Genomic DNA, 23,117 nt, shown 5'->3' with positions numbered 1-23,117 from the left:
TTAGAGGAAAAATTCACGCTATTTTGTATCTACAATAAGGAAAGGACAAGAGTTGCTCTGCAGGTCATTTTTCTGTAAAATGAGGCGATGATTAATTTTATAAAAAAAAGGGGCGATTAATGTGGCAAAGGTATACGTCTTCGACCACCCGCTAATCCAGCATAAACTCACTTACATACGTGATAAAAATACAGGAACCAAAGAGTTCCGCGAGCTTGTTGACGAAGTGGCAACTTTAATGGCGTTCGAAATCACAAGGGATATGTCACTTGAGGACATCGATATCGAAACACCAGTTTGTCCAGCGAAATCAAAGGTACTTTCCGGAAAAAAAATCGGCATTGTACCCATACTTCGTGCCGGAATCGGAATGGTGGATGGAATTTTAAAATTGATCCCTGCTGCAAAGGTAGGCCACGTTGGCTTATACCGTGATCCTGAAACATTGATGCCGGTTGAATATTACATTAAACTGCCAAGTGATGTGGAAGAACGTGATTTCATCGTGGTGGACCCAATGCTTGCAACAGGAGGATCTGCTGTCGAAGCCATCAATTCCTTGAAAAAGCGCGGTGCTAAACATATCAAGTTTATGTGCTTAATTGCTGCTCCTGAGGGCGTTGAAGCTGTTAAAACAGCCCACCCTGATGTGGATATCTATATCGCCGCATTAGATGAAAAATTAAATGACCACGGCTACATCGTCCCAGGTCTTGGGGATGCCGGTGACCGTTTATTTGGTACAAAGTAAAGTCGGGCAGGATGCCCGGCTTTTTTTTCGATTGTCGAGCTCCAGCGCCTAGCCCCTCGAGGTCACAAGCCAAGCCGTCCAAAAGGTTAAAAGGCAACCTTCCGGCCGTCTTGTCTTGTGCTTGTCGGGGCTGACCAAGGCGCTTGCGCTTTTGTTCTGAATATTTTATCCCCGTAACGACCACGCTATGAGAAAAAAGGGGATTCCACATATGAAATGGCTCATATCCATCCTTCTTACCTTACAAACTACCTCAACAATACTCGTTCACCCACCGATACCTGAAACGACAAAGGTTGCGATTGTCATCCTGAAACAGCCCCAATCAGAGCAGGAGATAAAACGTCTGCTCGGCGACTATCGAGAAATAAAGCTGCGCCGGATTTTCCACGAAGCCCTTGATGGCTTTTCAATTGAAGGCAGCCCTGAGGCCATCGCAAAGCTGAGTAAGCAAGAACAGACCCTCACCGTCTCGCCTGTCGCAAGCTACCAGGCTGAAACGGAAGAAAGCGTCAAAATCATTGGCGGAGAAGAAGTACGCCGTTATTTTGACGACAACAATCAACGCCTCTCCGGCAAGGGAATTACGGTGGGTGTAATCGATACAGGAGTCGATTACACCCACCCTGACTTAAAAAACAATTACATTGGGGGTCACGACCTCGTCGACAATGACACGGATCCCATGGAAACTCTCGCTGTAGGGAAAGCGACCATTCACGGAACCCATGTGGCTGGCATTATTGCTGCCAATGGAAAAATAAAGGGCGTGGCACCTGATGCTAAAATTCTCGCCTATCGTGCCCTTGGACCAGGCGGCGGGGGGACCACCGAACAGGTTCTCGCCGCGATTGAGCAGGCGATTAAAGACAAAGTGGATATCGTTAACCTTTCCCTAGGAAATGAAATCAACGGACCTGACCTGCCTATCTCACTCGCCCTTAACCGTGCAGTCGACAAAGGCATTGTTGCAGTCGCGGCATCAGGTAATTCCGGGCCGAATGTTTGGACGGTGGGATCTCCAGGCACTGCGTCGAAGGCCATATCTGTCGGTGCTTCAACACCAAGGATGGAAATCCCTTCAATATTAATAGAAGGAAGCAGGAAACCAATCCGCATCCAGCCAATGGATGGTTCATCTGATTGGGGGCTTGACCGATCCCTGCAATTGGCAAATGGGGGAATCGGACGAAAAGAAGATCTCCAAAATGTCCAGGGCAAACTGGTTCTGATGAAACGCGGGACAATAACCTTTACCGAGAAGGCAAAAAATGCTTTTGAAGCGGGAGCGAAGGCGGTATTGATCTACAATAATTTGAGCGGGAACTTCCTGGGAAATCTCGAAACTCCTTTAAACATTCCCGTCGGAGCACTCGCCAAGACAGACGGAATGTTATTACAAAAAAAGATCTCACAACAATCGGTAAGTGCCAGGGTAGCAGTCCGAGAAGAGCGGGACCGGCTGGCAGACTTCAGCTCGCGGGGGCCGGTGACAGGAAGCTGGGAGATTAAGCCAGATATTGTCGCGCCAGGGGTGGCCATTAATTCAACCATTCCAGGCGGTTATTTATCATTGCAAGGCACAAGTATGGCCGCACCGCATGTGGCAGGGGCTTGTGCATTAATTAAGCAGGCCCATCCGGATTGGACACCAACACAGATTAAGGCAGCGCTAATGAATACGGCCAAGCCGATTGGACCAGTGCCCAATACCTTGTACCGTACATATGAGCAGGGGGCAGGCCGCATCCAGGTTGATGAGGCGATCCAAACCGCGTCGCTCGTTACCCCAAGCAGCCTCCGCTTTGGAAAGTATAATGATGAAAACAACAGCCATAAGGCGATAGTGAAAATTGAAAATCAAAGTGGAAAGGCAGAGCGGTATTCCTTTCAAATACCTCACCAAGTGGAAGGAGTCAGCTGGCGGTTTCCGTTGTCCTTTACCCTTAAGTCCGGGGAATCAAAGGAAGTGTCAGTCGAACTCCAGATCGACCCCCATGTTTTTAATAGAAAGATTCATGATGGTTTCCTGCAGCTTCAGGCCGGTTCCAAGCAAATACAGATTCCGTATTTATATGTTCTTGAAGAACCAGGCTATCCAAGGGTGATGGGCTTTGATTTTGCATATGGCGACAGGCCGGGTGAATACCGTTATGAAGTCTATCTGCCCGGAGGTGCGGAGGAATTTGGAATTGCCTTGTTTAACCCGGAGGATTACCGTTTTATTGGATATCTGGACACCATCACAAATGTGAAGAAAGGGCAGCTTCGTAAAATAATTACAAAGGAGCAGCTGCCGGCATCCGGAACGTATTTAGTGAAAGTGTTCGCGAAGAAGGCTGGCAAAGAGGACTTTATTGAGACGATGATTACGGTGGATCACCGGGATGAATAGGTTTTCAAGGCTAAGACGAAAAAAGAGTCTTAGCCTTCTTTTTGAAATAGTGGAAGTTAAACCCAGTGAAACTAATTAATTTTATCTGAAAGGCCGTTTCGTAAAACACAGAATTAACAAGGTAAACTAATTTTTTTATTAGGATTAGATTAAAATTTGATTAAAAGTTCACAAAATAGACACATTTTGGACTAAAAAGTTTCAAAATTTACAATAAAATAAAAGTATTGACTATGGTACCCAAAAGAGGGAAAATCCTAACATGATTGTGGTATATTTCACGTAAATTCATTGACATTGACAAGTGGCTATTGTATGCTTACAAAGGGTATGGATGAGAGGGTTTTCATATAAAAATATCTATATAAAGATAGTTTTAATGAAATGAATTTTTAATGCCCAACGATGGACATTCTCTTAAGAATGGAGGATGTGATTTTATGCGTCAAAATAACCGCAACCCATTGCAAGCAATGGCGTTAATGTCCGCGATTGTCTCCCAGTTAGTTGGCTCCATTCTCATAGGTATTTTTGCCGGAAGATGGCTTGATCGGCACTGGGGTACCGAACCAATTTTCTTAATAATCGGACTGCTTTTGGGACTGGCATCAGGAACGTATGCCATGCTTCTTTCCATCCGCCATTTCTATTCAGGAGATAAATAATAATGCCAGATTTTAGAGTCATGTACAACAGGCAAAAGAAATGGATATTCTACTTGTTAGCCATTTATGTTCTTTGCTGGGGATTTACTAGTTACCAAACAATCTTTCTTGGATTGATTTTAGGGACATGCTTTGGTTTTCTTAATCTTTTGTTACTGGTAAGGAAGACAGAAAAGTTTGACAAACAAGTAACAGAGGGGAAAAAACCCCGATCGCTGGGCTCCTTATCAAGGATGGCGACAGCGGGTATTGGAGCAGCAATTGCATTGAAGTACCCTGAATATTTTAATATCTTTAGTTATGTGATAGGACTAATGACATCCTATATTGTCATTATGATAGATTATTTTTACAATGCACTAAATGTACATAAATGAAGGGGAAGTGAGGTGAGTACATATGGAACATAAAGCTCCTGAGTTTGAATTCTTGGGTCTATGGTTTAATGGCGCTAATGTTTTGATGATCACTGTAGCAAGTGTCATTGTTTTTCTAATTGCCGTTCTTTCAACCCGTAAGCTGGCCATGAAACCAACAGGGATGCAGAACTTCTTTGAATGGGTAATGGACTTCGTGAAAGGCATTATCAACAGCACGATGGATTGGAAGGATGGAGGAAGATTTCATATCCTTGGAATCACACTCATCATGTATATCTTTGTATCCAATATGTTAGGTTTGCCGTTTGCGATTGTGATTGATGAAACACTTTGGTGGAAATCACCAACAGCTGACCCAATCATCACGTTAACGCTCGCGGTTATGATTTTGGGATTAACCCATTATTATGGTGTGAAGTTACATGGTGTCAAAGGATATGCAAAAGGTTTCTTCAGCCCGATGCCATTCTTGTTCCCATTAAAGATTATCGAGGAATTTGCCAACACATTAACGCTTGGTCTGCGTCTTTACGGTAACATCTTCGCTGGTGAGTTGCTGTTATCACTATTGGCAGCGGGACTAGCTCATCAAGGAATTGCGGGTACCATCGCCGCAGTGCCATTAACATTAGTATGGCAAGGTTTCTCTGTGTTTGTTGGATCTATCCAGGCTTACATCTTTACCATGTTAACAATGGTTTACATGGCTCATAAAGTGAGTCATGACCATTAAAATAACCGTTCATACTCATGAACAAAACAAAAAAATATTATGTTTTCATACATTTAAGGAGGAAAAAAAGAAATGACAGGTTCAATTGGTATTTTAGCAGCAGCGATCGCAATTGGTTTATCAGCAATTGGTGCAGGTATTGGTAACGGTCTTATCGTAGGACGTACAGTAGAAGGTGTTGCACGTCAGCCTGAATTACGTGGTACGCTTCAAACGACAATGTTCATCGGGGTTGCGTTAGTTGAAGCCCTACCGATCATCGGGGTAGTTATTGCGTTCATGGTATTAAATCGATAAAACTCAGGAAATTCCAGGTGGCGAAGATAAACGAATCCTTCGCCATTCATTTATGTTTGTTCAAATGCATGATTGTTTTCCTTATGTTTAGCAACTCTTGAAAGGAGTGAACCCAGGGTGTTAACAAGCAGTTTTGTATTGGCCACTGCCGCTGAAGCAGGCGGACATAGCGGCATTAATACTGGAGATATCTTCTTCCAGCTAATCGTATTTATTATTTTATTGGCATTGCTTAAAAAATTCGCGTGGGGTCCTTTAATGGGCATTATGAAACAACGTGAAGAACATATCGCTAATGAAATTACTGCGGCAGAAAACAGCCGTTTAGAATCACAAAAACTTATTGAAGAGCAGCGCAGCCTTTTAAAAGAAGCGCGTAATGATGCACAAAATTTGATCGAAAATGCGAAGAAGCAAGGCGATGTTCAGCGTGAAGAAATCATCACGACTGCCCGTGCTGAAGCAGAGCGTATTAAAGAAGCTGCCAAGCTTGAGATCGAGCAGCAAAAGGAAAAAGCGGTTGCTGCCATTCGCGAACAGGTTGCTTCCTTGTCTGTATTAATTGCTTCTAAAGTGATTGAAAAGGAATTAACAGCTCAAGATCAAGATGCACTTATCAACGAATACATTAAAGAGGCAGGAGAAGGACGATGAGCAACACATTGGTAGCAAAACGCTACGCGTCCGCTCTCTTTCAAATTGCAAAGGAACAGCAGATTCTAAGTCAAGTAGAAGAGGACCTTCGTGTAGTTAAGGAAGTCTTGGAATACAATGCTGATTTAAAAGCTGTTCTTAAATCTTCAAAACTTACAATTGATAAGAAAAAAGAGATTGTGAAAAATGCTTTTGCATCAGTAAATGTGTATGTCCTTAATACGGTATTAATCTTGATTGACCGTCATCGCGAGGAACAAATTGTAGAAGTAACTGACCAATTTCTTGAACTGGCAGATGAAGCAATGGGTATTGCAGAAGCACAAGTGTACAGCGTGAGCGCATTAACGGATGCGCAACGTGAGGCATTATCTGCGACATTTGCCGCGAAAATTGGCAAAAAATCACTAAGAATAGAAAATATCGTCGATTCCAACCTGCTTGGCGGCCTCCGCCTTCGAATTGGAAACCGAATTTATGACGGCAGCTTGCGTGGCAAGTTAGATCGTTTAGAGCGTAAATTGTTATCTTAAAGATTCGAAAGAATAGGGGTGAAACTCATGAGCATTAAAGCTGAAGAAATCAGTGCCCTGATTAAATCACAAATTGAAAATTATCAGGCAGAAATTCAAGTGAGTGATGTTGGTACAGTTATCTCAATCGGTGACGGTATCGCACGTGTTCATGGCCTCGACAATGTTATGGCCGGAGAACTTGTTGAATTTGCAAACGGCGTTATGGGTATGGCACAAAACCTAGAAGAAAATAACGTCGGTATTATCATCCTTGGACCTTTCACAGATATTCGTGAGGGAGACGAGGTTCGCCGCACAGGCCGCATCATGGAGGTTCCAGTAGGTGAGGCACTAATCGGACGTGTAGTAAACTCATTAGGACAGCCAGTTGATGGCATGGGGCCAATCAACACAACTAAAACTCGCCCAATTGAAGCAGTCGCTCCTGGCGTTATGGCTCGTAAATCCGTTCATGAGCCGCTTCAAACAGGTATTAAAGCGATTGACGCGCTTGTTCCTATCGGACGCGGTCAACGTGAATTAATCATTGGTGACCGTCAAACAGGTAAAACATCTGTAGCGATCGACACCATCTTAAACCAAAAAGGTCAAAACATGATCTGTATCTATGTTGCCATCGGTCAGAAGGAATCAACTGTTCGTAACGCGGTTGAAACTCTTCGTAAATATGGCGCATTAGAATACTCAATTGTTGTAACAGCTTCTGCATCACAGCCTGCGCCGCTATTATACTTAGCTCCATACGCTGGTGTTGCAATGGCAGAAGAGTTTATGTATGACGGCAAGCACGTTTTAATCGTATATGATGACCTTTCAAAACAAGCTGCTGCATACCGTGAGCTTTCCTTGTTACTACGTCGTCCTCCAGGCCGTGAAGCATATCCAGGGGATGTTTTCTACTTACACAGCCGTTTGTTAGAACGTGCATGTAAAATTAACGATACACTTGGTGCTGGTTCGATTACAGCTTTACCATTTATTGAAACACAAGCAGGTGACGTTTCTGCTTATATTCCAACAAACGTTATCTCCATCACGGATGGACAAATTTTCTTACAATCTGACCTTTTCTTCTCCGGTGTTCGCCCAGCGATCAACGCAGGTCTTTCCGTATCACGTGTAGGTGGATCCGCGCAAATCAAAGCGATGAAGAAGGTTGCAGGTACACTGCGTCTTGACCTTGCTTCCTACCGTGAATTAGAAGCATTTGCTCAGTTCGGTTCTGACCTTGATAAAGCAACACAAGCGAAGCTGAACCGTGGTGCTCGTACGGTTGAAGTTCTAAAGCAAGATCTTCACAAGCCGCTTACAGTTGAAAAGCAAGTTGTAATCCTTTATGCATTAACACGCGGTTTCCTTGATGATATTCCATTACAGGATGTTCGCCGCTTTGAATCTGAATTCCATAACTGGTTAGACCACAACCGCAAAGAATTGTTAGACCATATTACCAAAACGAAGGATCTTCCTTCTGACGAGGATATGGCTTCTGCAATCAACGACTTTAAAAAGACGTTTGCAGTTTCCGAATAATAGGGTCTGACATATTGAAGGATTTGGGCGTGCGGTCCGCCGCACGGTCTCAAATCCACATTCTTTGAATAAGGGTGGTGAGAACCTATGGCTTCATTACGTGATATAAAACAGCGTATTACTTCTACAAAAAAGACCAGTCAAATCACAAAGGCAATGGAGATGACTTCGGCTGCTAAATGGAACCGCGGCGTTATGAATGCGAAAGCATTTGTACCGTACATGGAAAAAATCCAGGAAGTAACAGCGTCGATTGCAATTGGCTCAAAAGGTGTCAATCACCCGATGCTAAAAGCACGTCCTGTTAAAAAGACCGGTTATATTGTCATCACATCTGACCGTGGTCTTGCTGGTGCGTTCAACAGTAACGTCATCCGCCGTGTGAACCAAACAATCCAAAGCCGTCATAAATCGAACGATGAGTACGCGGTTATTACGATTGGCCGTGTTGCCCGCGACTTTTTTACAAAACGCGGTATAAACATAGCGCTGGAAATCGTCGGAGTATCCGATCAGCCGAACTTCAGTGACATTAAAGAACTAACAAGTTCCACTGTCGGAATGTTTGAAGACGGAACCTTTGATGAATTATATGTATTTTATAACCATTATATAAGTGCAATTTCTCAAGAGGTTACAGAGAAGAAGCTGCTTCCATTAGCAGAATTGACCCCTACTGGAAAGCTCACTTCCTATGAATTTGAGCCATCTGCAGAAGAGATTTTAGAAGTTCTCCTGCCACAGTATGCTGAAAGCTTAATTTACGGAGCATTGCTTGACAGTAAAGCAAGTGAGCACGCTGCACGGATGACTGCAATGAGAAATGCAACTGATAATGCAAAAGAATTAATCAAGTCTTATACATTAAGCTACAACCGTGCCCGTCAGGCAGCGATTACCCAAGAAATAACGGAAATCGTCGGCGGTGCGTCAGCACTTGAGTAGTGCTTTAATTTTATAAAAAAGAACCCTAGCCAGGGTCCAAGATAGGAAGAGTCTTGGGAATGAGTCGACCATTCCCGGCCTCTTTCTGAATGAGTAAGATAGGAGGGAACATGATGAACAAAGGACGCGTTCTTCAGATTATGGGTCCGGTTGTTGACGTTAAGTTCGAAAGCGGTCAACTTCCTGAACTCAATAACGCATTAAAAATTGTAAGCACATCGTCAGAAGTTGAGATCAGCTTAACCCTTGAAGTAGCCCTTCATTTAGGTGATGATACAGTCCGTACAATTGCGATGTCTTCTACTGACGGACTAACTCGTGGTGCGGAAGTTCAAGATACTGGTAAGCCAATCTCTGTACCGGTTGGAGATGTAACACTCGGCCGTGTATTTAACGTTTTGGGTGATGCCATTGACCTTGCGGAAGACATTCCAGAAAGTGCCCGCCGTGATTCGATTCACCGCGAAGCACCAACTTTTGAAAATCTTTCAACTGAGGTTGAAATCTTAGAAACTGGTATTAAGGTAGTAGACCTTCTTGCTCCATATATTAAAGGTGGTAAAATCGGTCTATTCGGTGGTGCCGGTGTAGGTAAAACCGTATTAATCCAGGAATTGATCAATAACATCGCTCAAGAGCACGGTGGTATCTCTGTATTCGCCGGCGTTGGTGAGCGTACTCGTGAAGGGAACGACCTTTATCACGAGATGACAGATTCAGGCGTTATTAAGAAAACAGCGATGGTATTCGGACAAATGAACGAGCCGCCAGGAGCACGTATGCGTGTTGCCTTGACTGGTTTGACTATGGCTGAATATTTCCGTGATGAGCAAGGACAGGACGTTCTTTTCTTCATGGATAACATCTTCCGTTTCACGCAAGCAGGTTCTGAGGTTTCCGCGTTACTTGGCCGTATGCCATCTGCGGTAGGTTACCAGCCGACACTTGCAACTGAAATGGGTAAATTACAAGAGCGTATCACATCTACTAACGTAGGTTCTGTTACATCGATCCAAGCGATTTACGTACCAGCCGATGACTATACGGATCCGGCTCCGGCGACGACTTTCGCTCACTTAGATGCAACGACAAACCTTGAGCGTAAGCTTTCTGAGATGGGTATCTACCCAGCGGTGGATCCTCTTGCGTCAACTTCTCGTGCCTTATCACCAGAAATTGTTGGCGAAGACCACTACAATGTAGCACGCCAAGTTCAATCAACATTACAACGTTACCGTGAATTACAGGATATCATTGCAATCCTAGGTATGGACGAACTTTCAGATGATGATAAGTTAGTGGTACTCCGTGCACGTCGTGTACAGTTCTTCTTATCTCAGAACTTCCACGTGGCAGAACAGTTCACTGGCCAGCCAGGTTCATATGTTCCTGTTAAAGAAACTGTTAAAGGCTTCAAGGAGATCCTTGAAGGTAAATACGATCATCTTCCAGAAGATGCGTTCCGTTTGGTAGGACGTATTGAAGAAGTGGTTGAGGCCGGAAAACGCATGGGTGTAGAAGCTTAAAGTTTGCCAGGAGGGTAAAAAATGAAGACCGTAAAAGTCACTGTTGTTACTCCCGATGGCCCGGTGTATGATTCTGAAGTAGAGATGGTTAGTACCAAGGCTAAGAGCGGTGAACTGGGTATTTTGCCTGGTCACATTCCGTTGGTTGCTCCACTTGCAATTAGTGCGGTTCGTTTGAAAAAGGGTGGACAGACGGAATTCGTCGCGGTTAGCGGTGGATTCTTGGAGGTCCGTCCTGATCAGGTGACTATTTTGGCGCAGACGGCTGAATTAGCCTCTGATATTGACGTTGAACGTGCTTTAAGAGCTAAGGAGCGTGCTGAACAGCGTGTGCAGGAGCAGCGTGCTGAGCATACTGATTTCAGACGTGCGGAGCTTGCCTTGCAGCGTGCCATCAATCGCCTCGCCGTATCGGAAAAAAAATTATAATATTGCATTTTATAAACCCTTCTGGTTTGAACCGGAGGGGTTTTTTATGTTTATGCTGCGTCCAAGGTCATGGATTTCAAGTAACACCTCTTATATAAAATACGAAGTGGTCAAGCAAAATAATTATTTAATAGATAATTTTATTCTATTAGAAATATTGTTATTATGGTATTTTTATGTAATAAGGCAGTATTGTACAATATCATTTCGGCAGCCGAAAAAATCGTACATAAAGCTAGGGTGAATTATTTGAAAGTTTTAGCTATTTCGATATTGACGTTAAACGTTATAACATGTAATAATATATTATAATACAACAGGTGATAAACAATGACAGGATAAGTCGAAGGAGGAGAAGATAGAGACAGAACAGTTAGATCATTTGAGCACTTATGAAAGCGGTTTAAAAATGTTCTTTGTCCTTAAAGTGAATTTATTGGGGGGAATGTATGTGAAACGTTGGATGAAAACAGCATTCAGTTTTTTATTGGTTATGTCATTATTGATCGGATGTTCCTCAAAAAGCTCCACTTCAAAATCCAGTGATGGAAAGACGACCATCACATTTTTCTACCGATGGCCAAATGAACCGTATAAGTCCTATTTTAAAAGTGTTATTGCCGAATTTGAAAAGAAAAATCCTAACATTAAAGTCGAAGAAGTAACCGCCTTAAACGATGATTATAAGCAAAAGGCCAATGTCCTGTTAGGAAGCCAAAACCCGCCAGATGTATTCTTTAGCTGGGCTGGAGAATACGGACAAAAGTTTATTAGAGATGGTGTGGCGTTAGATTTAACAAAATACTATCAAGAAGACACTGACTGGTCTGGCCAGTTAATCGGCTCACAAGTAGACTTCTTTAAAAAGGACGACAAAGTCTATGGAGTACCGCTTTTTACAGACAGTAAGCTGTTCTTTTATAACAAAGATTTGTTTGATAAGTTGGGATTGAAAGCACCAACTACGTGGGATGAGTTCATGAACGTATTGGCAGCGATTAAAAAGAATGGAACAACGCCAATCATCCTGGGAAATAAATCACCTTGGGCTGCAGCTCACTATGTAACAGCTTTAAATCAGCGATTAGTGCCTAAGGAAGTGCTGGACAAAGATCTTAGCTATCAGGGGGCTAAGTTTACCGATCCTGGATATGTAGAAGCATTAAAGAAAATAAATGAATTAAGACCATATTTCAATGAAGATCCAAATGCTGTTGCTCACGATGAGGCAAGAAGCCTATTCCTGGGCGGGAAAGCAGCAATCACATTTTTAGAAACACAGGAAATTACGTATATGAAAGATGCAGCCTTTAAATGGGACACTTTTAAGGTACCAACGATTGATGGGGCAAAAGGGGATCAGGGCGGTTTAATCGGTGCACCTGAAGGCTTTATGGTTCACAGTAAGTCTACTCATCCGAAAGAAGCAATGGCGTTCTTGAAGTTTATGACGTCTAAAGCAAATGGCGAAAAGTTAATTAAAGATACTGGATTAGCTAGTACGGTTGCTGATGCAGTCAATGAAAATACAGCAACAAAAGAAGAAGTCAAAGCAATGGATTTAATTAAGGAACAGAAAAATATGTTGATCTGGACTGATAGTGCGTTAGACAGCCGAATCTTTAAACCATACGGTGACGGAGTACAGACGATGCTTGGCGGCGGAATGAAGCCTGCAGATGTTATGAAGAGTGTTCAAGAAGCAGCAAAACAAGTGTATAACAAGTAGAAGTAGTGCAAATCTATCAAAGCTGCCGGTTAAGAGAGACAACAACTCACTTTTAACCGGCAAAATGCTAAATGATTTTGGTTTTTGGGGGGGTTAAGATGCGCGAGAAAAGAATGGTCCCAATTCTATACATGGCACCTGCCTTAATTATGCTGGCTTTATTTGTATACTACCCATTAGTTCGAAATGTCGTAAATGGCTTTTATGAATGGAACCCATTTACATCAGATAGAAGCTTTGTTTTCCTGGATAATTATCTACGACTCTTTAAAGATCCTGTCTTTTACAAAGTGATAAAAAACAATATGTTATACGCGGTAATATCTGTGATTATGCAGGTTGGGCTTGGGTTAGTGATTGCAGCGGTACTGGAAGATAAGATTTTCAGGAGATTTTCTACTTTCTTCCGGACAACCTTTTTCATCCCCGTTCTCATCTCGATGACGGTCATCGGAATCCTGTTTAGTTTTATTTACAATCCGGAAGTAGGACTGCTAAACAGTTTCTTACGGCTAATCGGACTAGGGGATTTGGCAGAGGGCTGGCTGGGCAACCCCAAAACAGCGATCTATGCAGTCATTTTTGTCTCTCAATGGCAAAGTATTGGCTATGCGGTCATGTTATACGTGCTAGCAGTGCAAAAGGTTCCAGGAGAATTATATGAAGCGGCCACCATCGATGGGGCCGGGAAGATTCGTACATTCTTCAGCATTACTGTTCCGCAAGTAAAAGAAATGACCTTTGTTCTATTAATCTATACAGTGACTGGCTCGTTCTTAGTTTTTAGTGAAGTATATGTATTAACGAGTGGTGGTCCAGGGAACTCATCACAGGTTTTTAGTACATATCTCTATCAAAAAGCGTTTATTGATAATGAACCGGGATTTGCTTCATCAATCGCAAACGTGATTCTTGGTATCACGCTGATCTTTTATTTTGTACAGAATAAATTCTTAAAAACAGGGGAGGAGTAGAAATGAAGCTGGTGGAATCACAGGGAGATACAGTAAGACAAGATGGCAAGCTCAAGGAAATTGCTGGTCTGAACTTGAAATCTACTAAAAGCAAATCTGGCTTTTCAATCGTTGCCGGATTGATCTTTCTCTTTTTACTCCTTTACTTTGCGGCCATTGCCTATCCATTGTTCTGGATGGTCATTAACTCCTTTAAAACGACGGCTGCCATTTTTAACGACAGCTGGGGACTTCCAAAAGAGTGGCTGTTTTCAAATTATACGACGGCTTGGGAACAAGGGGTTTCCAGCTACTTCATGAATAGTTTGATTATCACGGGCGGGACCTGTTTGTTGACGGTGTCGGTTAGCTCCTTGTGTGCGTATGGATTGACTCGTTTTCAAATCAAAGGCGGCAAGTTCCTGCTCTTGTTTGTTTCAGCGGGTCTGATGTTTTCCCCGCAAAGCAGTTTAATTCCGCTCTATGAATTGGTTCAAAAGCTGGGAATCTTTGATACGTACTGGGCATTGATTCTAACGTTTACGGCCTACCGAATTCCTTTAACCGTGCTGTTAATTCGTTCCTTTTTCCTATCAATCCCGAAAGAGCTAGAGGAATCTGCGTACCTCGATGGGGCTAACAGCTTTAAAGTATTTACAAAAATATTCCTGCCAATGAGCAGACCGATTTTGTTCACGGGTGTCATTTTGACTGCTTATTATGCTTGGAATGAATTTTTATTTTCGATTCTCTTTATTCAAACAGAAGACGTTAAACCGATTACCTCTGGACTCTTAGTGTTTAAAGGTGCCCTGAGCACGAACTGGGGTGTGTTAATGGCAGGTTTGGTCATTTCCGCCATTCCGCTGATAGTCATCTTCCTCATGATGCAAAAATACTTTGTCCGCGGCTTAGCCGAGGGAAGTGTGAAGGGATAATTTTTAAAAATTATTATAGGGAGTGGACGCAATGTTGAACTTTAGCAGAGAAAAGTATTTAAAGGTGACAGGTGGAGCCATCGGGCTGAGAAAAGAAATTGAAAGAGTAGTAGATAAAGTCTACGAAAAAGGCTTTAAAAACCTATTCTTAATCGGATCCGGCGGCGCAGTGGCAACCTTCTATCCATTCGAATATATAGTGAACTCAACATCGACGATTCCAGCCTATGCCGAAATTGCCGCAGAATTGGTTTTACAAAATCATAAACAGTTAAGTGAAGACTCCCTAGTCATTCTCTCTTCTCTATCAGGGACGACAGAGGAGACGGTTACGGCAGCCAAATATTGCAAGGGCATAGGCGCAACTACTATTGGCTTAACAGGTGAGTACAATAAGCCGCTTGCTGACACAGTAGACTTCCCATTAGTCAACTTTGCAGAAAATGACTTTGCCAGTGACTCCAATCAATTAGTGCTCTTTCACCTTATTTTTAGACTGATGCATAAAAATGGAGACTTTCCTGACTATGAAAGATTTGCCGCACAGCTTGAAATACTTCCAGAAAGGTTAATCGAGGCAAAGCAAAAATTTGAGCCTAAAGCAGAAGCCTTTGCGATTGTTTATAAGGATGAGCCATACCATATGGTGGTTGGTTCAGGAACGACATGGGGCCGTGCCTACTCGTATGCAATGTGTGTATTGGAAGAAATGCAGTGGATTAAAACGAAATCCATCCATGCAGCGGAATTCTTCCATGGCACATTGGAACTGGTTGAAGAAGATACAAGTATGATTCTATTAAAAGGAGAAGATGAAACTCGTCCACTAATGAATCGTGTCGAGCAGTTTGCTGAGCAGTATACGAAGAAATTGACGGTGCTTGATACAAAAGACTATGCACTAGAGGGTATTAGTCTGGAATTTAGAAAGTATTTATCGCCAATTGTAACGTCGACTCTTCTCCAAAGACTTAGCGTTCACCTCGAGGATAAACGGAACCATTCGTTAGAGATTCGCAGATATTACCGGACAGTAGCATATTAAAAAACGTAAGGGAAAGATGATTCTTTCCCTTATTCACTAATGGGAGGGACAATTAATGAGATTAATAGCGGTTGGAGATAATGTAGTCGATTATTATGAGGATCGAGAAGAAATGTTTCCAGGCGGGAATGCCGTCAACGTGGCTGTATTTTGGAAGCGATATGGCGTAGCGGAAGTTTCATATATTGGTATTGTTGGGAATGACGAAGAGGGCGAGCATATTGTCAACTCGTTAGCACAGGAACAAATTGATGTTTCCCGGGTAAGGAAAGTGTACGGACCCTCAGGAGAAGCAGTTGTTACATTGGATGAGCAGGGCGACCGTAAGTTTGTCGGCTCGAATAAAGGCGGTGTTCAGAAAGAACTGAAATTGAACTTTACTGAATCAGAACTGGCGTTTATCAGCACTTTCTCGCTGCTGCATACGAGCGTATTCAGCCATTTAGAAAAAGAATTGCCATTATTGCAGCAGTATATTGATATCTCATTTGATTTTTCAACTAGGTATGATGAGGACTATTTAGAGCTTGTTTGCCCATTTATAAAGTATGCCATTTTCTCAGGCGGCGACCTGACACAGGAGGAATGTGAAGCACTTATTGCACGTGTTCACCAGCTAGGCACACCGAATATTATTGTGACCCGGGGTTCGGCGGGATCGTTATTTTCAGATTCAAAACAGGTATATCAACAAGGAATTGTCGAAACGGATGTAGTGGATACCCTTGGAGCGGGCGATACGTTTGTAGCGATCTTTTTAAAAGAGTACGTATCGCATGGCGATACACAGGCAGCGATGGAGAAGGGCGCTGCAGCGGCGGCGGAAACATGCCAGCGCTATGGTGCTTTCGGTCATGGGAAGAAGCGCGGCAAGCGAATCATGATAGGGTAAGGCAAAGAACCTGTTCGTTGTAGAACAGGTTCTTCTCCTATCCATATAAATAAACTCCCCAAGTCTTAAGACTTAAGGAGCGGTTTCATTTTAGTATTCAACTTGCCACATATATCTTCTTTTGGAAAGCGGGTGATTACGGGAATCGGCTAATTGCTCAGCATAGCGGCGGAGAACGTTATTTAATACCAGCGGTGCAATATAACCTTGCAGCTCAGGGTCAATTCCTGTTAAATCAAGTTCCTTTGCATCTAAAACCACGAGTTTTTTGCCATATCGTTTCGAAAATTCTAGTGCTCTTTCATCTAATGGACGTGTTTCATCCAAACCAAGCAGGATAATAAATGGTACTTCTTCATCAATGATTTCAAATGGACCGTGGAAGTATTCGCCAGCGTGAATCGCATTGGAGTGGATCCACTGCATTTCCATGAGGATACAAATCGCATAGGAATAAGCAATTCCATAGTTTGCTCCGCTTGCCATCGTATAAATAACTTTTTCATCTTTATATTGTTGGCCAAATTGTTGGGCTCTTTCAGCAAATTGCTGATTCGCACGTTCAAAAGCAGCCTCTGTATTAGCTAAGCTATTGACCATTTTTTCAAACTTATCATTACCTTCTAGGACATTTAGAACCCCAAGCGTTAATTGATAAAGTAAACCTAAGTTGGTATTGAAGGCAACGGACTCGGCACCCCATTCGTATTTAACGACGAATTCACTTTCCTGTGCCAGCGGGGAGGTTGGTTCGTTTGTGAAACCGACTGTTAATGCCCCTTTTTGACGGGCAAATTCAGCAGCCTTTACGGTTTCAGGAGTGGTACCTGACATCGAGCACAGAATGACAAGAGAATTTTCGCCAAGTTTTCTAGGGTTGCGATGAATGAATTCATTGGAGCTGTAAACATCAGAAGTAAGGTTTTTTGCTTCACGGTCCATGATATATTTGTTCGGATACATGATAGCCGAGGAACCGCCGCATGCAACAAAGTATACATGGTTAATTGTACGGCCTTTCAAAGCATCTAACACATTTTTTACCTGTGGATCTACAACTACTTGTGAGTTCACCATTCATTTTTCCTCCTTAGGACTGTTTGGTCTAACATATAATAATACATTATATGATGTTATAGTATTATACATATTTTAAATTGTCAATCTCTTTTGAAAAATTAAATTTTATATTTTAATAGGAGTTAATATTAAATTGACTTATAACATATTATAATGTTATATTAACTTCAAATATCTTACTAAATTAGATTGTTTTTATTTTTAAAAATAAATACTGGATGAAGTGAAGGGGATGGGGAAATGTCAAAGATCACGAGGGGTCAAATTACAGGAATGAACTTCCATTATAAGCACTATCCTTTGGAATACTTTTTAGATGCAATGGTCCGATATGAATGCAAAAATATCGAACTATGGGGAGCATCCCCTCACTTTTATGTAGATGAACTAACACTCCACGAAATGAAAAATATTAAAAGAGAGATTGATAGAAGGAACTTATCGGTGGTCTGTTTTACACCAGAGCAGTGTGTGTATCCCATCAACCTGGCGGCTAAAGAGGAACGAATTCGGGAAAGAAGCATTCAATATTTCATCAAATCCGCGGAAGCAGCCAAAGAATTAGAGGCACCGTTACTATTGGTCACGCCAGGCTGGGGCTATGAAAATGAGGATCGACACGAAGCATGGAAAAGAACGAGAGATTCGCTGGAAAAGTTATCAAAGGTTGCCGGCGAACTAGGGTTAACCCTTGCGCTTGAACCTTTAACAAGAGTAGAATCCAATATCATCAACGATGCGAAATCATTAAAAGCGATGCTAAAGGAGGTAAATAGTCCCTTCCTCAAAGGGATGATTGATACCATACCGATGGCTTTAGCTAATGAAGATTTCAATGATTATTTCAGCATACTTAAAGATGAGATTGTCCATATTCATTTTATTGATGGGAAACCGGAGGGCCATTTGGTATGGGGAGATGGGGTCCTGCCGCTGCAGAGATATATGGATCAGTTGAGCCATCATGGTTATCAGGGATCGCTCACTTTAGAGTATACATCTTATCAATATGTGCAGAATCCGAATGAGGCGATGGAACGGACGCTGGACGTGCTTTCAGGGTTATTGGCCGATTGAAACAAATTGATAGCTGGAAACGATTTATATATACTTGAAGTAATAATAGAAAAATCAGCAATGGAATGATAATGACAATTTACTTATAAATAGGCAGGTGATTGATATGTTAAAACAGGATGACCAGATTCCTTTATATATTCAATTAAAGGAATCACTCCTCAGCTCCATCTTGAATGGGGAATTAAAATACGGGGATAAAATCCCAACGGAAGCGGAATTAAGTGAAGAATATAAAATCAGCAGGATTACCGTAAGGAAGGCGATTCTTGAGCTGGTCGAAGATGGGTTCCTGGTGAAGCGGCAGGGCAAAGGGACGTTCGTCAACAAGCGGAAGATTGAACGGAAGATTGTCCACTTTTTAAGTTTTAGTGATGCGTGTAAGGCGAATGGACTGACAGCGAGCAGTAAAGTGATTAAAAAGGAAATCGTGCAGCCTGCGGCAAAGGATAAGGAGCTGCTGAAGCTTGAAGAGGGGGATGCCCTTTTATTTATCCAACGGGTCCGTTATGCGGGGGATTCTCCGATCATGATTGAAAATAACTATTACTCCTATAAAAAGTTTCATATCTTACTGAATGAGGATTTAGAGGGTTCAGTCTATAAAGTAATCGAGGAAAAGCTTAATATAAAGCCTCGTGGTTCCTGGGAGACTACGCTTGAGATTGTCCGGGCATCCGATGATGAGGTGCAGCTGCTCAACACTTCAAGCGGCGAGCCTTTATTTTATATGGAAACAACTGTTTATGATGAAAACGACGAGCCAGTCCATCGCGGGAAACAGTATATTTTAGGTGATAGCTATAAATTCATCTTCCAGCAATAGTTTTAAAAAGAGGTTTGGAATTTGATATGGGGAAGTAGAGCGCGATGAGGAAAACGATCAAAGACTGTTTATACATTTTGCTGGGTTCACTTATTTTCTCGGTGGGTATCAACTATTTTACGATCCCAAACCTGTTATCAGAGGGCGGGATTATCGGCTTAACGATTATTTTTCACTATTTATTCCACTGGTCACCTGGGATTGTGAATTTTGTCCTCAATACGGTGCTTGTGTTGGTGGGAATGAGGTTTTTAGAAAAAAGGGCTATTATTTATACGTTATTTTCCGTTTTTTCATGTTCCTTGTTTCTGTATCTGACAGAGGCAACAGGAAAACAGCTGACGGATGATACCTTACTGGCGGCTATTTTTGCCGGTTTATTAGTGGGAGGCGGCTTAGGTATTATTTTTCGTGCCGGCGGCACCTCAGGCGGGACGACTATCTTAGCGAGGATTGCCAACCAGTTTCTTGGCTGGAGTATGGGGAAGGGTATTTTGGTCATTGATATCATCGTAGTGGCCGGCTCGGTGTTTATCATCGGGCTTGGGAAAGCGATGTATACGCTAATTGCCGTTTATTTAGGCGCCAAGGCAATCGATTTTATCGTTGAAGGACTGGAAGAAAAGGTAGCGGTCCTGATTATATCTAATTCATCTGAAATCGTATTAGAGAAGATTACGAATAAGTTATCACGGGGAATTACCGTGTTGGAGGGACGCGGCGGTTATACAGGTGATAATAAGGATGTTCTTTACATCGTGATTAGCAGACAGGAAATTGTTAAACTGAAAAATTTGATTAATGAAGTCGATGAGCACGCCTATGTGACAGTCCATCTCGTCCAAGAGATGATAGGAAAAGGATATAAGGTAGAGACGAAAATGGCAAAAAGTATATAGGAATCTTAGCAGGGCGCTTGTAAAAGCGCTCTTGTTTTGTGCCTATTTAGTTGCAGGCTGGTGATAAAGACTCAGTTTTATTATCGGTGGTATGATGGGGACAATTCTGCATATGATGATAGTGGATATGGAGATAAGCAGGCAGTAAGAAATGGGTTCGCAATGTTCTAGTAATATAATATATTGTTGTCATATATTGTCGGATATGGGTGATTATTGTTTATTTTTAAAAATAGTAAGGAAAAGTGAAGATTTGATGACAAAACTCACAGACAATATCGACACAATTATTGTTAAATAGTGGTTGTTGCTGAATAATTTGGTCAAAGCATGGAAGTTGGTGCCAAATGATGCTCCGAGCGCTTTCATAAGCCCCAAAATAGGATTGTGAATGAATTCCAATTTTTATAAGGTTGGCTTGTCGACACAGGTTTGTAACAATGTTATAATGAATTCGGTTACATATTTAATTAGTTAGAAAATTTACAACATTGGAGGGGATAGACATGGAACTTAATGTATATCAGAATAATTATCTGATAGTTTTTGTGTTCCTATGTCTTGGAGTGCTGCTGCCAGTGGTGGCGTTATATTTGGGGAAACTTCTGCGTCCGAATAGACCAAGTGATGCGAAGCATACCACCTATGAAAGCGGTATTGAGCCATTTCACGACTCACGTGTGCAGTTCAATGTCCGCTATTATATTTTTGCCCTGATGTTTGTTATTTTTGATGTAGAAACGGTGTTTTTATATCCATGGGCGGTAGCTTATGATAAATTGGGGATTTTTGCACTCGTTGAGATGTTGATTTTCGTAGCAATGCTGCTATTAGGTCTAGTGTATGCTTGGAAAAAGAAGGTGTTACAATGGATTTAAGACTAGAAGATTTCACACCAGAGGAAATAAGAGAATTAGAACAAAATGTATTTTTTGCCACGCTGGAGCAAATTAAGGCATGGGCCCGGAGTAATTCTTTGTGGCCGATGACATTTGGTCTGGCTTGTTGTGCGATTGAAATGATGGGTACAGGCGGGGCCAACTATGACCTTGACCGTTTCGGGACGATTTTCCGGACATCGCCAAGACAGTCAGATTGTATGATTGTCTCAGGAACAGTAACGAAAAAAATGGCACCGATTTTGCGCCGTTTATATGACCAAATGCCAGAGCCAAAATGGGTGATTGCAATGGGGTCTTGTGCGACGGCAGGAGGGCCGTATATCAAATCATATTCCGTCGTTAAAGGGGTCGATCAGATTGTTCCGGTGGATGTATATATCCCGGGATGTCCGCCAAACCCTGCTGCCTTAATATACGGTATTAATAAGTTAAAGGGTAAAATTCGTTACGAAGCGAAGACGGGGAAGAAGGTGATCTAACCGATGAGCGGGGAGAAGGATCTCGAACAATTAAAGAAAGAGGCAGCTGCAAAAGCGAAGGCAGAGGCACTGGCGAGACGCAAGGCGAAAGAAGCTGGCGAATCAGCACCAACACCTGCAGCGGCACCACAATCAGAGGTGGCGAAAGCTCCGGCTGCAAGCGGTGGTGATGCAGACGATCTTGCAAAGAAAAAGGCCGCAGCAGCGGCGAAAGCAAAAGCGGCTGCATTAGCGAAAAAGAAACGTGAAGGAATCGTAGAGGAAGAGGCACAAGCAGCAGACGAGGCGCCAGTCCCAGCTGCAAGCGGAAATGATGCTGATGAACTTGCAAAGAAAAAGGCAGCCGCAGCAGCGAAGGCCAAGGCAGCAGCTCTAGCGAAAAAGAAACGCGAAGGGATCACAGACGAAGCGGCTCCGGCGGAAGAAGCGCCATCCAAAACTGCAGAAGCAGCCTCAGGAGACGATGATGACCTCGCGAAGAAGAAGGCGGCAGCAGTGGCGAAAGCGAAAGCAGCAGCTGCAGCCAAACGGAAAGCGATGGAGTTAGCGGGTACTGCGTCACCAGCGGAAGACGCTTCATCCGAACAATCAGGCGAAGATGACCTTGCGAAGAAGAAGGCGGCAGCAGTGGCGAAAGCGAAAGCGGCGGCAGCAGCCAAACGGAAAGCAATGGAACTAGCCGGCGGCGATCAAGCGGCAGCGGACCATGCACCAGCAGGAGACGATGCCAAGGCGAAGGCAGCAGCAGCGGCGAAAGCCAAAGCAGCAGCGGCGGCAAAAGCGAAGGCAGCGGCAGCAGCAAAGGCCAAAGCAGCCGGAGGGGATACAGCAGATGCGGGCGGCGATGATGAGAAGGCCAAGGCCATCGCAGCAGCAAAAGCCAAGGCGAAAGCAGCAGCCGCAGCAAAAGCAAAGGCCGCGGCAGGCGGGAAAACGGGTGCTGCAGAAGAACCGGCAGCCGAAACAAAACCATCAGTCAATCAGCCATACTTAGATAAGTATGTAAAAAAGATTGGGGAACACTTAGGTCCAGATGTTTTAGAAGATTCTTATATTAATAAACTATCCAAAGATGTTCCGACACTTGTGGCTAAGCGTGATACATATTTTAAGGTGGCTCAATTTTTAAAATATAATGAGCTGCTGGGGTTTGACTATCTCTCTGAGCTGCATGGAACGGATTTTGAAACACATATGGAAGTCTATGTTCACTTATATTCATACAAAAACCGGCAATCGGTGGCATTGAAAGTGAAGATTGACCGAGATGAACCAACAATCGAGTCCTTGCAGCCGCTTTGGGCCGGAGCGAACTGGCCTGAATGTGAAGCATACGATTTACTAGGAATTAAGTTTACTGGACATCCGGATTTGCATCGGATCATGCTTGGAGAAGATTGGGTTGGCCATCCACTGCGTAAAGATTATGAACAGTATGATGTGGAGGTGTAAC

General features: G+C 42.9%; 24 protein-coding genes. 23 read left to right on the top strand and 1 reads right to left on the bottom strand.

All coding sequences use genetic code 11. The annotated features are described in order from the left end of the window. Positions 1 to 121: 121 nt before the first annotated feature. The 17 genes from upp (at position 122) to GXK58_RS16090 (ending at position 16,401) form a co-directional block, all read left to right on the top strand. A complete protein-coding gene (upp, locus tag GXK58_RS16170; RefSeq protein WP_160724191.1) occupies positions 122 to 751 on the top strand; it encodes a uracil phosphoribosyltransferase in 630 nt (209 codons plus the stop codon). Positions 752 to 962: 211 nt separating this feature from the next. Next, positions 963 to 3,146 (top strand): S8 family serine peptidase, encoded by a 2,184-nt coding sequence (locus GXK58_RS16165; RefSeq protein ID WP_160724190.1) that lies wholly within the window; start codon positions 963 to 965, stop codon positions 3,144 to 3,146. A gap of 440 nt (positions 3,147 to 3,586) precedes the next feature. Then, positions 3,587 to 3,811, top strand: coding sequence for an AtpZ/AtpI family protein (locus GXK58_RS16160; protein ID WP_160724189.1), 225 nt, complete (start codon positions 3,587 to 3,589; stop codon positions 3,809 to 3,811). 2 nt (positions 3,812 to 3,813) lie between these two features. Beyond that, positions 3,814 to 4,188, top strand: a complete 375-nt coding sequence (locus GXK58_RS16155) for an ATP synthase subunit I (RefSeq protein WP_160724188.1) — start codon at positions 3,814 to 3,816, stop codon at positions 4,186 to 4,188. 22 nt (positions 4,189 to 4,210) lie between these two features. Next, complete coding sequence (atpB, locus tag GXK58_RS16150) at positions 4,211 to 4,924, top strand: F0F1 ATP synthase subunit A (RefSeq protein ID WP_160724187.1); 714 nt, start codon at positions 4,211 to 4,213, stop codon at positions 4,922 to 4,924. Between the two features lie 72 nt (positions 4,925 to 4,996). After that, positions 4,997 to 5,221 (top strand): F0F1 ATP synthase subunit C, encoded by a 225-nt coding sequence (atpE, locus tag GXK58_RS16145; protein ID WP_098527772.1) that lies wholly within the window; start codon positions 4,997 to 4,999, stop codon positions 5,219 to 5,221. A gap of 117 nt (positions 5,222 to 5,338) precedes the next feature. After that, positions 5,339 to 5,875: a F0F1 ATP synthase subunit B gene (locus GXK58_RS16140; RefSeq protein WP_160724186.1), complete on the top strand. Its 537-nt coding sequence runs from the start codon at positions 5,339 to 5,341 to the stop codon at positions 5,873 to 5,875. Then, the gene (locus GXK58_RS16135; RefSeq protein WP_160724185.1) at positions 5,872 to 6,408 is read left to right on the top strand and encodes a F0F1 ATP synthase subunit delta; all 537 of its coding nucleotides are present in this window, start codon (positions 5,872 to 5,874) and stop codon (positions 6,406 to 6,408) included. Before GXK58_RS16140 ends, GXK58_RS16135 begins: the two co-directional genes overlap by 4 nt. A 27-nt stretch (positions 6,409 to 6,435) precedes the next feature. After that, on the top strand, positions 6,436 to 7,944 hold the full coding sequence (atpA, locus tag GXK58_RS16130) for a F0F1 ATP synthase subunit alpha (RefSeq protein ID WP_160724184.1): 1,509 nt from the start codon (positions 6,436 to 6,438) through the stop codon (positions 7,942 to 7,944). A gap of 87 nt (positions 7,945 to 8,031) precedes the next feature. Then, complete coding sequence (gene atpG, locus GXK58_RS16125; RefSeq protein ID WP_160724183.1) at positions 8,032 to 8,889, top strand: ATP synthase F1 subunit gamma; 858 nt, start codon at positions 8,032 to 8,034, stop codon at positions 8,887 to 8,889. Between the two features lie 113 nt (positions 8,890 to 9,002). Continuing rightward, positions 9,003 to 10,415, top strand: a complete 1,413-nt coding sequence (gene atpD, locus GXK58_RS16120; RefSeq protein ID WP_160724182.1) for a F0F1 ATP synthase subunit beta — start codon at positions 9,003 to 9,005, stop codon at positions 10,413 to 10,415. A 21-nt stretch (positions 10,416 to 10,436) separates the two neighbouring features. Then, entirely contained in the window at positions 10,437 to 10,844 is a 408-nt protein-coding gene (locus GXK58_RS16115; RefSeq protein WP_160724181.1) for a F0F1 ATP synthase subunit epsilon, read from the top strand. A 451-nt stretch (positions 10,845 to 11,295) separates the two neighbouring features. Then, the gene (locus GXK58_RS16110; protein ID WP_237389693.1) at positions 11,296 to 12,573 is read left to right on the top strand and encodes an ABC transporter substrate-binding protein; all 1,278 of its coding nucleotides are present in this window, start codon (positions 11,296 to 11,298) and stop codon (positions 12,571 to 12,573) included. Between the two features lie 98 nt (positions 12,574 to 12,671). Beyond that, the gene (locus tag GXK58_RS16105; protein WP_160724180.1) at positions 12,672 to 13,547 is read left to right on the top strand and encodes a carbohydrate ABC transporter permease; all 876 of its coding nucleotides are present in this window, start codon (positions 12,672 to 12,674) and stop codon (positions 13,545 to 13,547) included. Between the two features lie 2 nt (positions 13,548 to 13,549). After that, positions 13,550 to 14,464: a carbohydrate ABC transporter permease gene (locus GXK58_RS16100; RefSeq protein ID WP_160724179.1), complete on the top strand. Its 915-nt coding sequence runs from the start codon at positions 13,550 to 13,552 to the stop codon at positions 14,462 to 14,464. Between the two features lie 31 nt (positions 14,465 to 14,495). Continuing rightward, positions 14,496 to 15,509: an SIS domain-containing protein gene (locus tag GXK58_RS16095; protein ID WP_160724178.1), complete on the top strand. Its 1,014-nt coding sequence runs from the start codon at positions 14,496 to 14,498 to the stop codon at positions 15,507 to 15,509. A gap of 55 nt (positions 15,510 to 15,564) precedes the next feature. Continuing rightward, positions 15,565 to 16,401, top strand: a complete 837-nt coding sequence (locus GXK58_RS16090; RefSeq protein ID WP_160724177.1) for a PfkB family carbohydrate kinase — start codon at positions 15,565 to 15,567, stop codon at positions 16,399 to 16,401. Between the two features lie 90 nt (positions 16,402 to 16,491). Here GXK58_RS16090 and GXK58_RS16085 read toward each other — a convergent pair whose 3' ends face one another. Further along, complete coding sequence (locus tag GXK58_RS16085; protein ID WP_160724176.1) at positions 16,492 to 17,478, bottom strand: SIS domain-containing protein; 987 nt, start codon at positions 17,476 to 17,478, stop codon at positions 16,492 to 16,494. Between the two features lie 243 nt (positions 17,479 to 17,721). On the opposite strand from GXK58_RS16085, the gene GXK58_RS16080 reads away from it, so the two are divergent. The 6 genes from GXK58_RS16080 (at position 17,722) to GXK58_RS16055 (ending at position 23,116) form a co-directional block, all read left to right on the top strand. After that, positions 17,722 to 18,558 carry a sugar phosphate isomerase/epimerase family protein gene (locus tag GXK58_RS16080; protein WP_160724175.1) on the top strand — a complete coding sequence of 279 codons (837 nt, stop codon included), beginning with the start codon at positions 17,722 to 17,724 and terminating at the stop codon, positions 18,556 to 18,558. A gap of 106 nt (positions 18,559 to 18,664) precedes the next feature. Further along, the gene (locus tag GXK58_RS16075) at positions 18,665 to 19,384 is read left to right on the top strand and encodes a GntR family transcriptional regulator (RefSeq protein WP_160724174.1); all 720 of its coding nucleotides are present in this window, start codon (positions 18,665 to 18,667) and stop codon (positions 19,382 to 19,384) included. Positions 19,385 to 19,428: 44 nt separating this feature from the next. Further along, positions 19,429 to 20,283: a YitT family protein gene (locus GXK58_RS16070; protein WP_160724173.1), complete on the top strand. Its 855-nt coding sequence runs from the start codon at positions 19,429 to 19,431 to the stop codon at positions 20,281 to 20,283. A gap of 506 nt (positions 20,284 to 20,789) precedes the next feature. Then, a complete protein-coding gene (locus GXK58_RS16065) occupies positions 20,790 to 21,161 on the top strand; it encodes an NADH-quinone oxidoreductase subunit A (RefSeq protein ID WP_160724172.1) in 372 nt (123 codons plus the stop codon). Next, complete coding sequence (locus GXK58_RS16060) at positions 21,152 to 21,664, top strand: NuoB/complex I 20 kDa subunit family protein (protein ID WP_160724171.1); 513 nt, start codon at positions 21,152 to 21,154, stop codon at positions 21,662 to 21,664. Before GXK58_RS16065 ends, GXK58_RS16060 begins: the two co-directional genes overlap by 10 nt. 3 nt (positions 21,665 to 21,667) lie before the next feature. Further along, complete coding sequence (locus GXK58_RS16055) at positions 21,668 to 23,116, top strand: NADH-quinone oxidoreductase subunit C (RefSeq protein WP_160724170.1); 1,449 nt, start codon at positions 21,668 to 21,670, stop codon at positions 23,114 to 23,116. The last annotated feature ends 1 nt before the right edge of the window (position 23,117 follow it).

The sequence above is a fragment of the Bacillus sp. USDA818B3_A genome, assembly GCF_009928415.1.
In the GTDB taxonomy this organism is placed as follows: domain Bacteria; phylum Bacillota; class Bacilli; order Bacillales; family Cytobacillaceae; genus Neobacillus.
The sequence above is the reverse complement of the archived record's forward strand: the minus strand, read 5'-3'. Positions and strand labels throughout refer to the sequence as shown.

Coding starts and splice junctions, on each gene's coding strand:
- GXK58_RS16080 (WP_160724175.1), top strand. CDS start 17,722: ATGTCAAAGATCACGAGGGGTCAAATTACAGGAATGAACTTCCATTAT.
- atpD (WP_160724182.1), top strand. CDS start 9,003: ATGAACAAAGGACGCGTTCTTCAGATTATGGGTCCGGTTGTTGACGTT.
- GXK58_RS16100 (WP_160724179.1), top strand. CDS start 13,550: ATGAAGCTGGTGGAATCACAGGGAGATACAGTAAGACAAGATGGCAAG.
- GXK58_RS16085 (WP_160724176.1), bottom strand. CDS start 17,478: ATGGTGAACTCACAAGTAGTTGTAGATCCACAGGTAAAAAATGTGTTA.
- atpA (WP_160724184.1), top strand. CDS start 6,436: ATGAGCATTAAAGCTGAAGAAATCAGTGCCCTGATTAAATCACAAATT.
- GXK58_RS16135 (WP_160724185.1), top strand. CDS start 5,872: ATGAGCAACACATTGGTAGCAAAACGCTACGCGTCCGCTCTCTTTCAA.
- atpB (WP_160724187.1), top strand. CDS start 4,211: ATGGAACATAAAGCTCCTGAGTTTGAATTCTTGGGTCTATGGTTTAAT.
- GXK58_RS16115 (WP_160724181.1), top strand. CDS start 10,437: ATGAAGACCGTAAAAGTCACTGTTGTTACTCCCGATGGCCCGGTGTAT.
- GXK58_RS16070 (WP_160724173.1), top strand. CDS start 19,429: ATGAGGAAAACGATCAAAGACTGTTTATACATTTTGCTGGGTTCACTT.
- GXK58_RS16090 (WP_160724177.1), top strand. CDS start 15,565: ATGAGATTAATAGCGGTTGGAGATAATGTAGTCGATTATTATGAGGAT.
- GXK58_RS16155 (WP_160724188.1), top strand. CDS start 3,814: ATGCCAGATTTTAGAGTCATGTACAACAGGCAAAAGAAATGGATATTC.
- GXK58_RS16065 (WP_160724172.1), top strand. CDS start 20,790: ATGGAACTTAATGTATATCAGAATAATTATCTGATAGTTTTTGTGTTC.
- GXK58_RS16060 (WP_160724171.1), top strand. CDS start 21,152: ATGGATTTAAGACTAGAAGATTTCACACCAGAGGAAATAAGAGAATTA.
- atpG (WP_160724183.1), top strand. CDS start 8,032: ATGGCTTCATTACGTGATATAAAACAGCGTATTACTTCTACAAAAAAG.
- GXK58_RS16055 (WP_160724170.1), top strand. CDS start 21,668: ATGAGCGGGGAGAAGGATCTCGAACAATTAAAGAAAGAGGCAGCTGCA.
- GXK58_RS16160 (WP_160724189.1), top strand. CDS start 3,587: ATGCGTCAAAATAACCGCAACCCATTGCAAGCAATGGCGTTAATGTCC.
- GXK58_RS16105 (WP_160724180.1), top strand. CDS start 12,672: ATGCGCGAGAAAAGAATGGTCCCAATTCTATACATGGCACCTGCCTTA.
- atpE (WP_098527772.1), top strand. CDS start 4,997: ATGACAGGTTCAATTGGTATTTTAGCAGCAGCGATCGCAATTGGTTTA.
- GXK58_RS16095 (WP_160724178.1), top strand. CDS start 14,496: ATGTTGAACTTTAGCAGAGAAAAGTATTTAAAGGTGACAGGTGGAGCC.
- GXK58_RS16165 (WP_160724190.1), top strand. CDS start 963: ATGAAATGGCTCATATCCATCCTTCTTACCTTACAAACTACCTCAACA.
- GXK58_RS16075 (WP_160724174.1), top strand. CDS start 18,665: ATGTTAAAACAGGATGACCAGATTCCTTTATATATTCAATTAAAGGAA.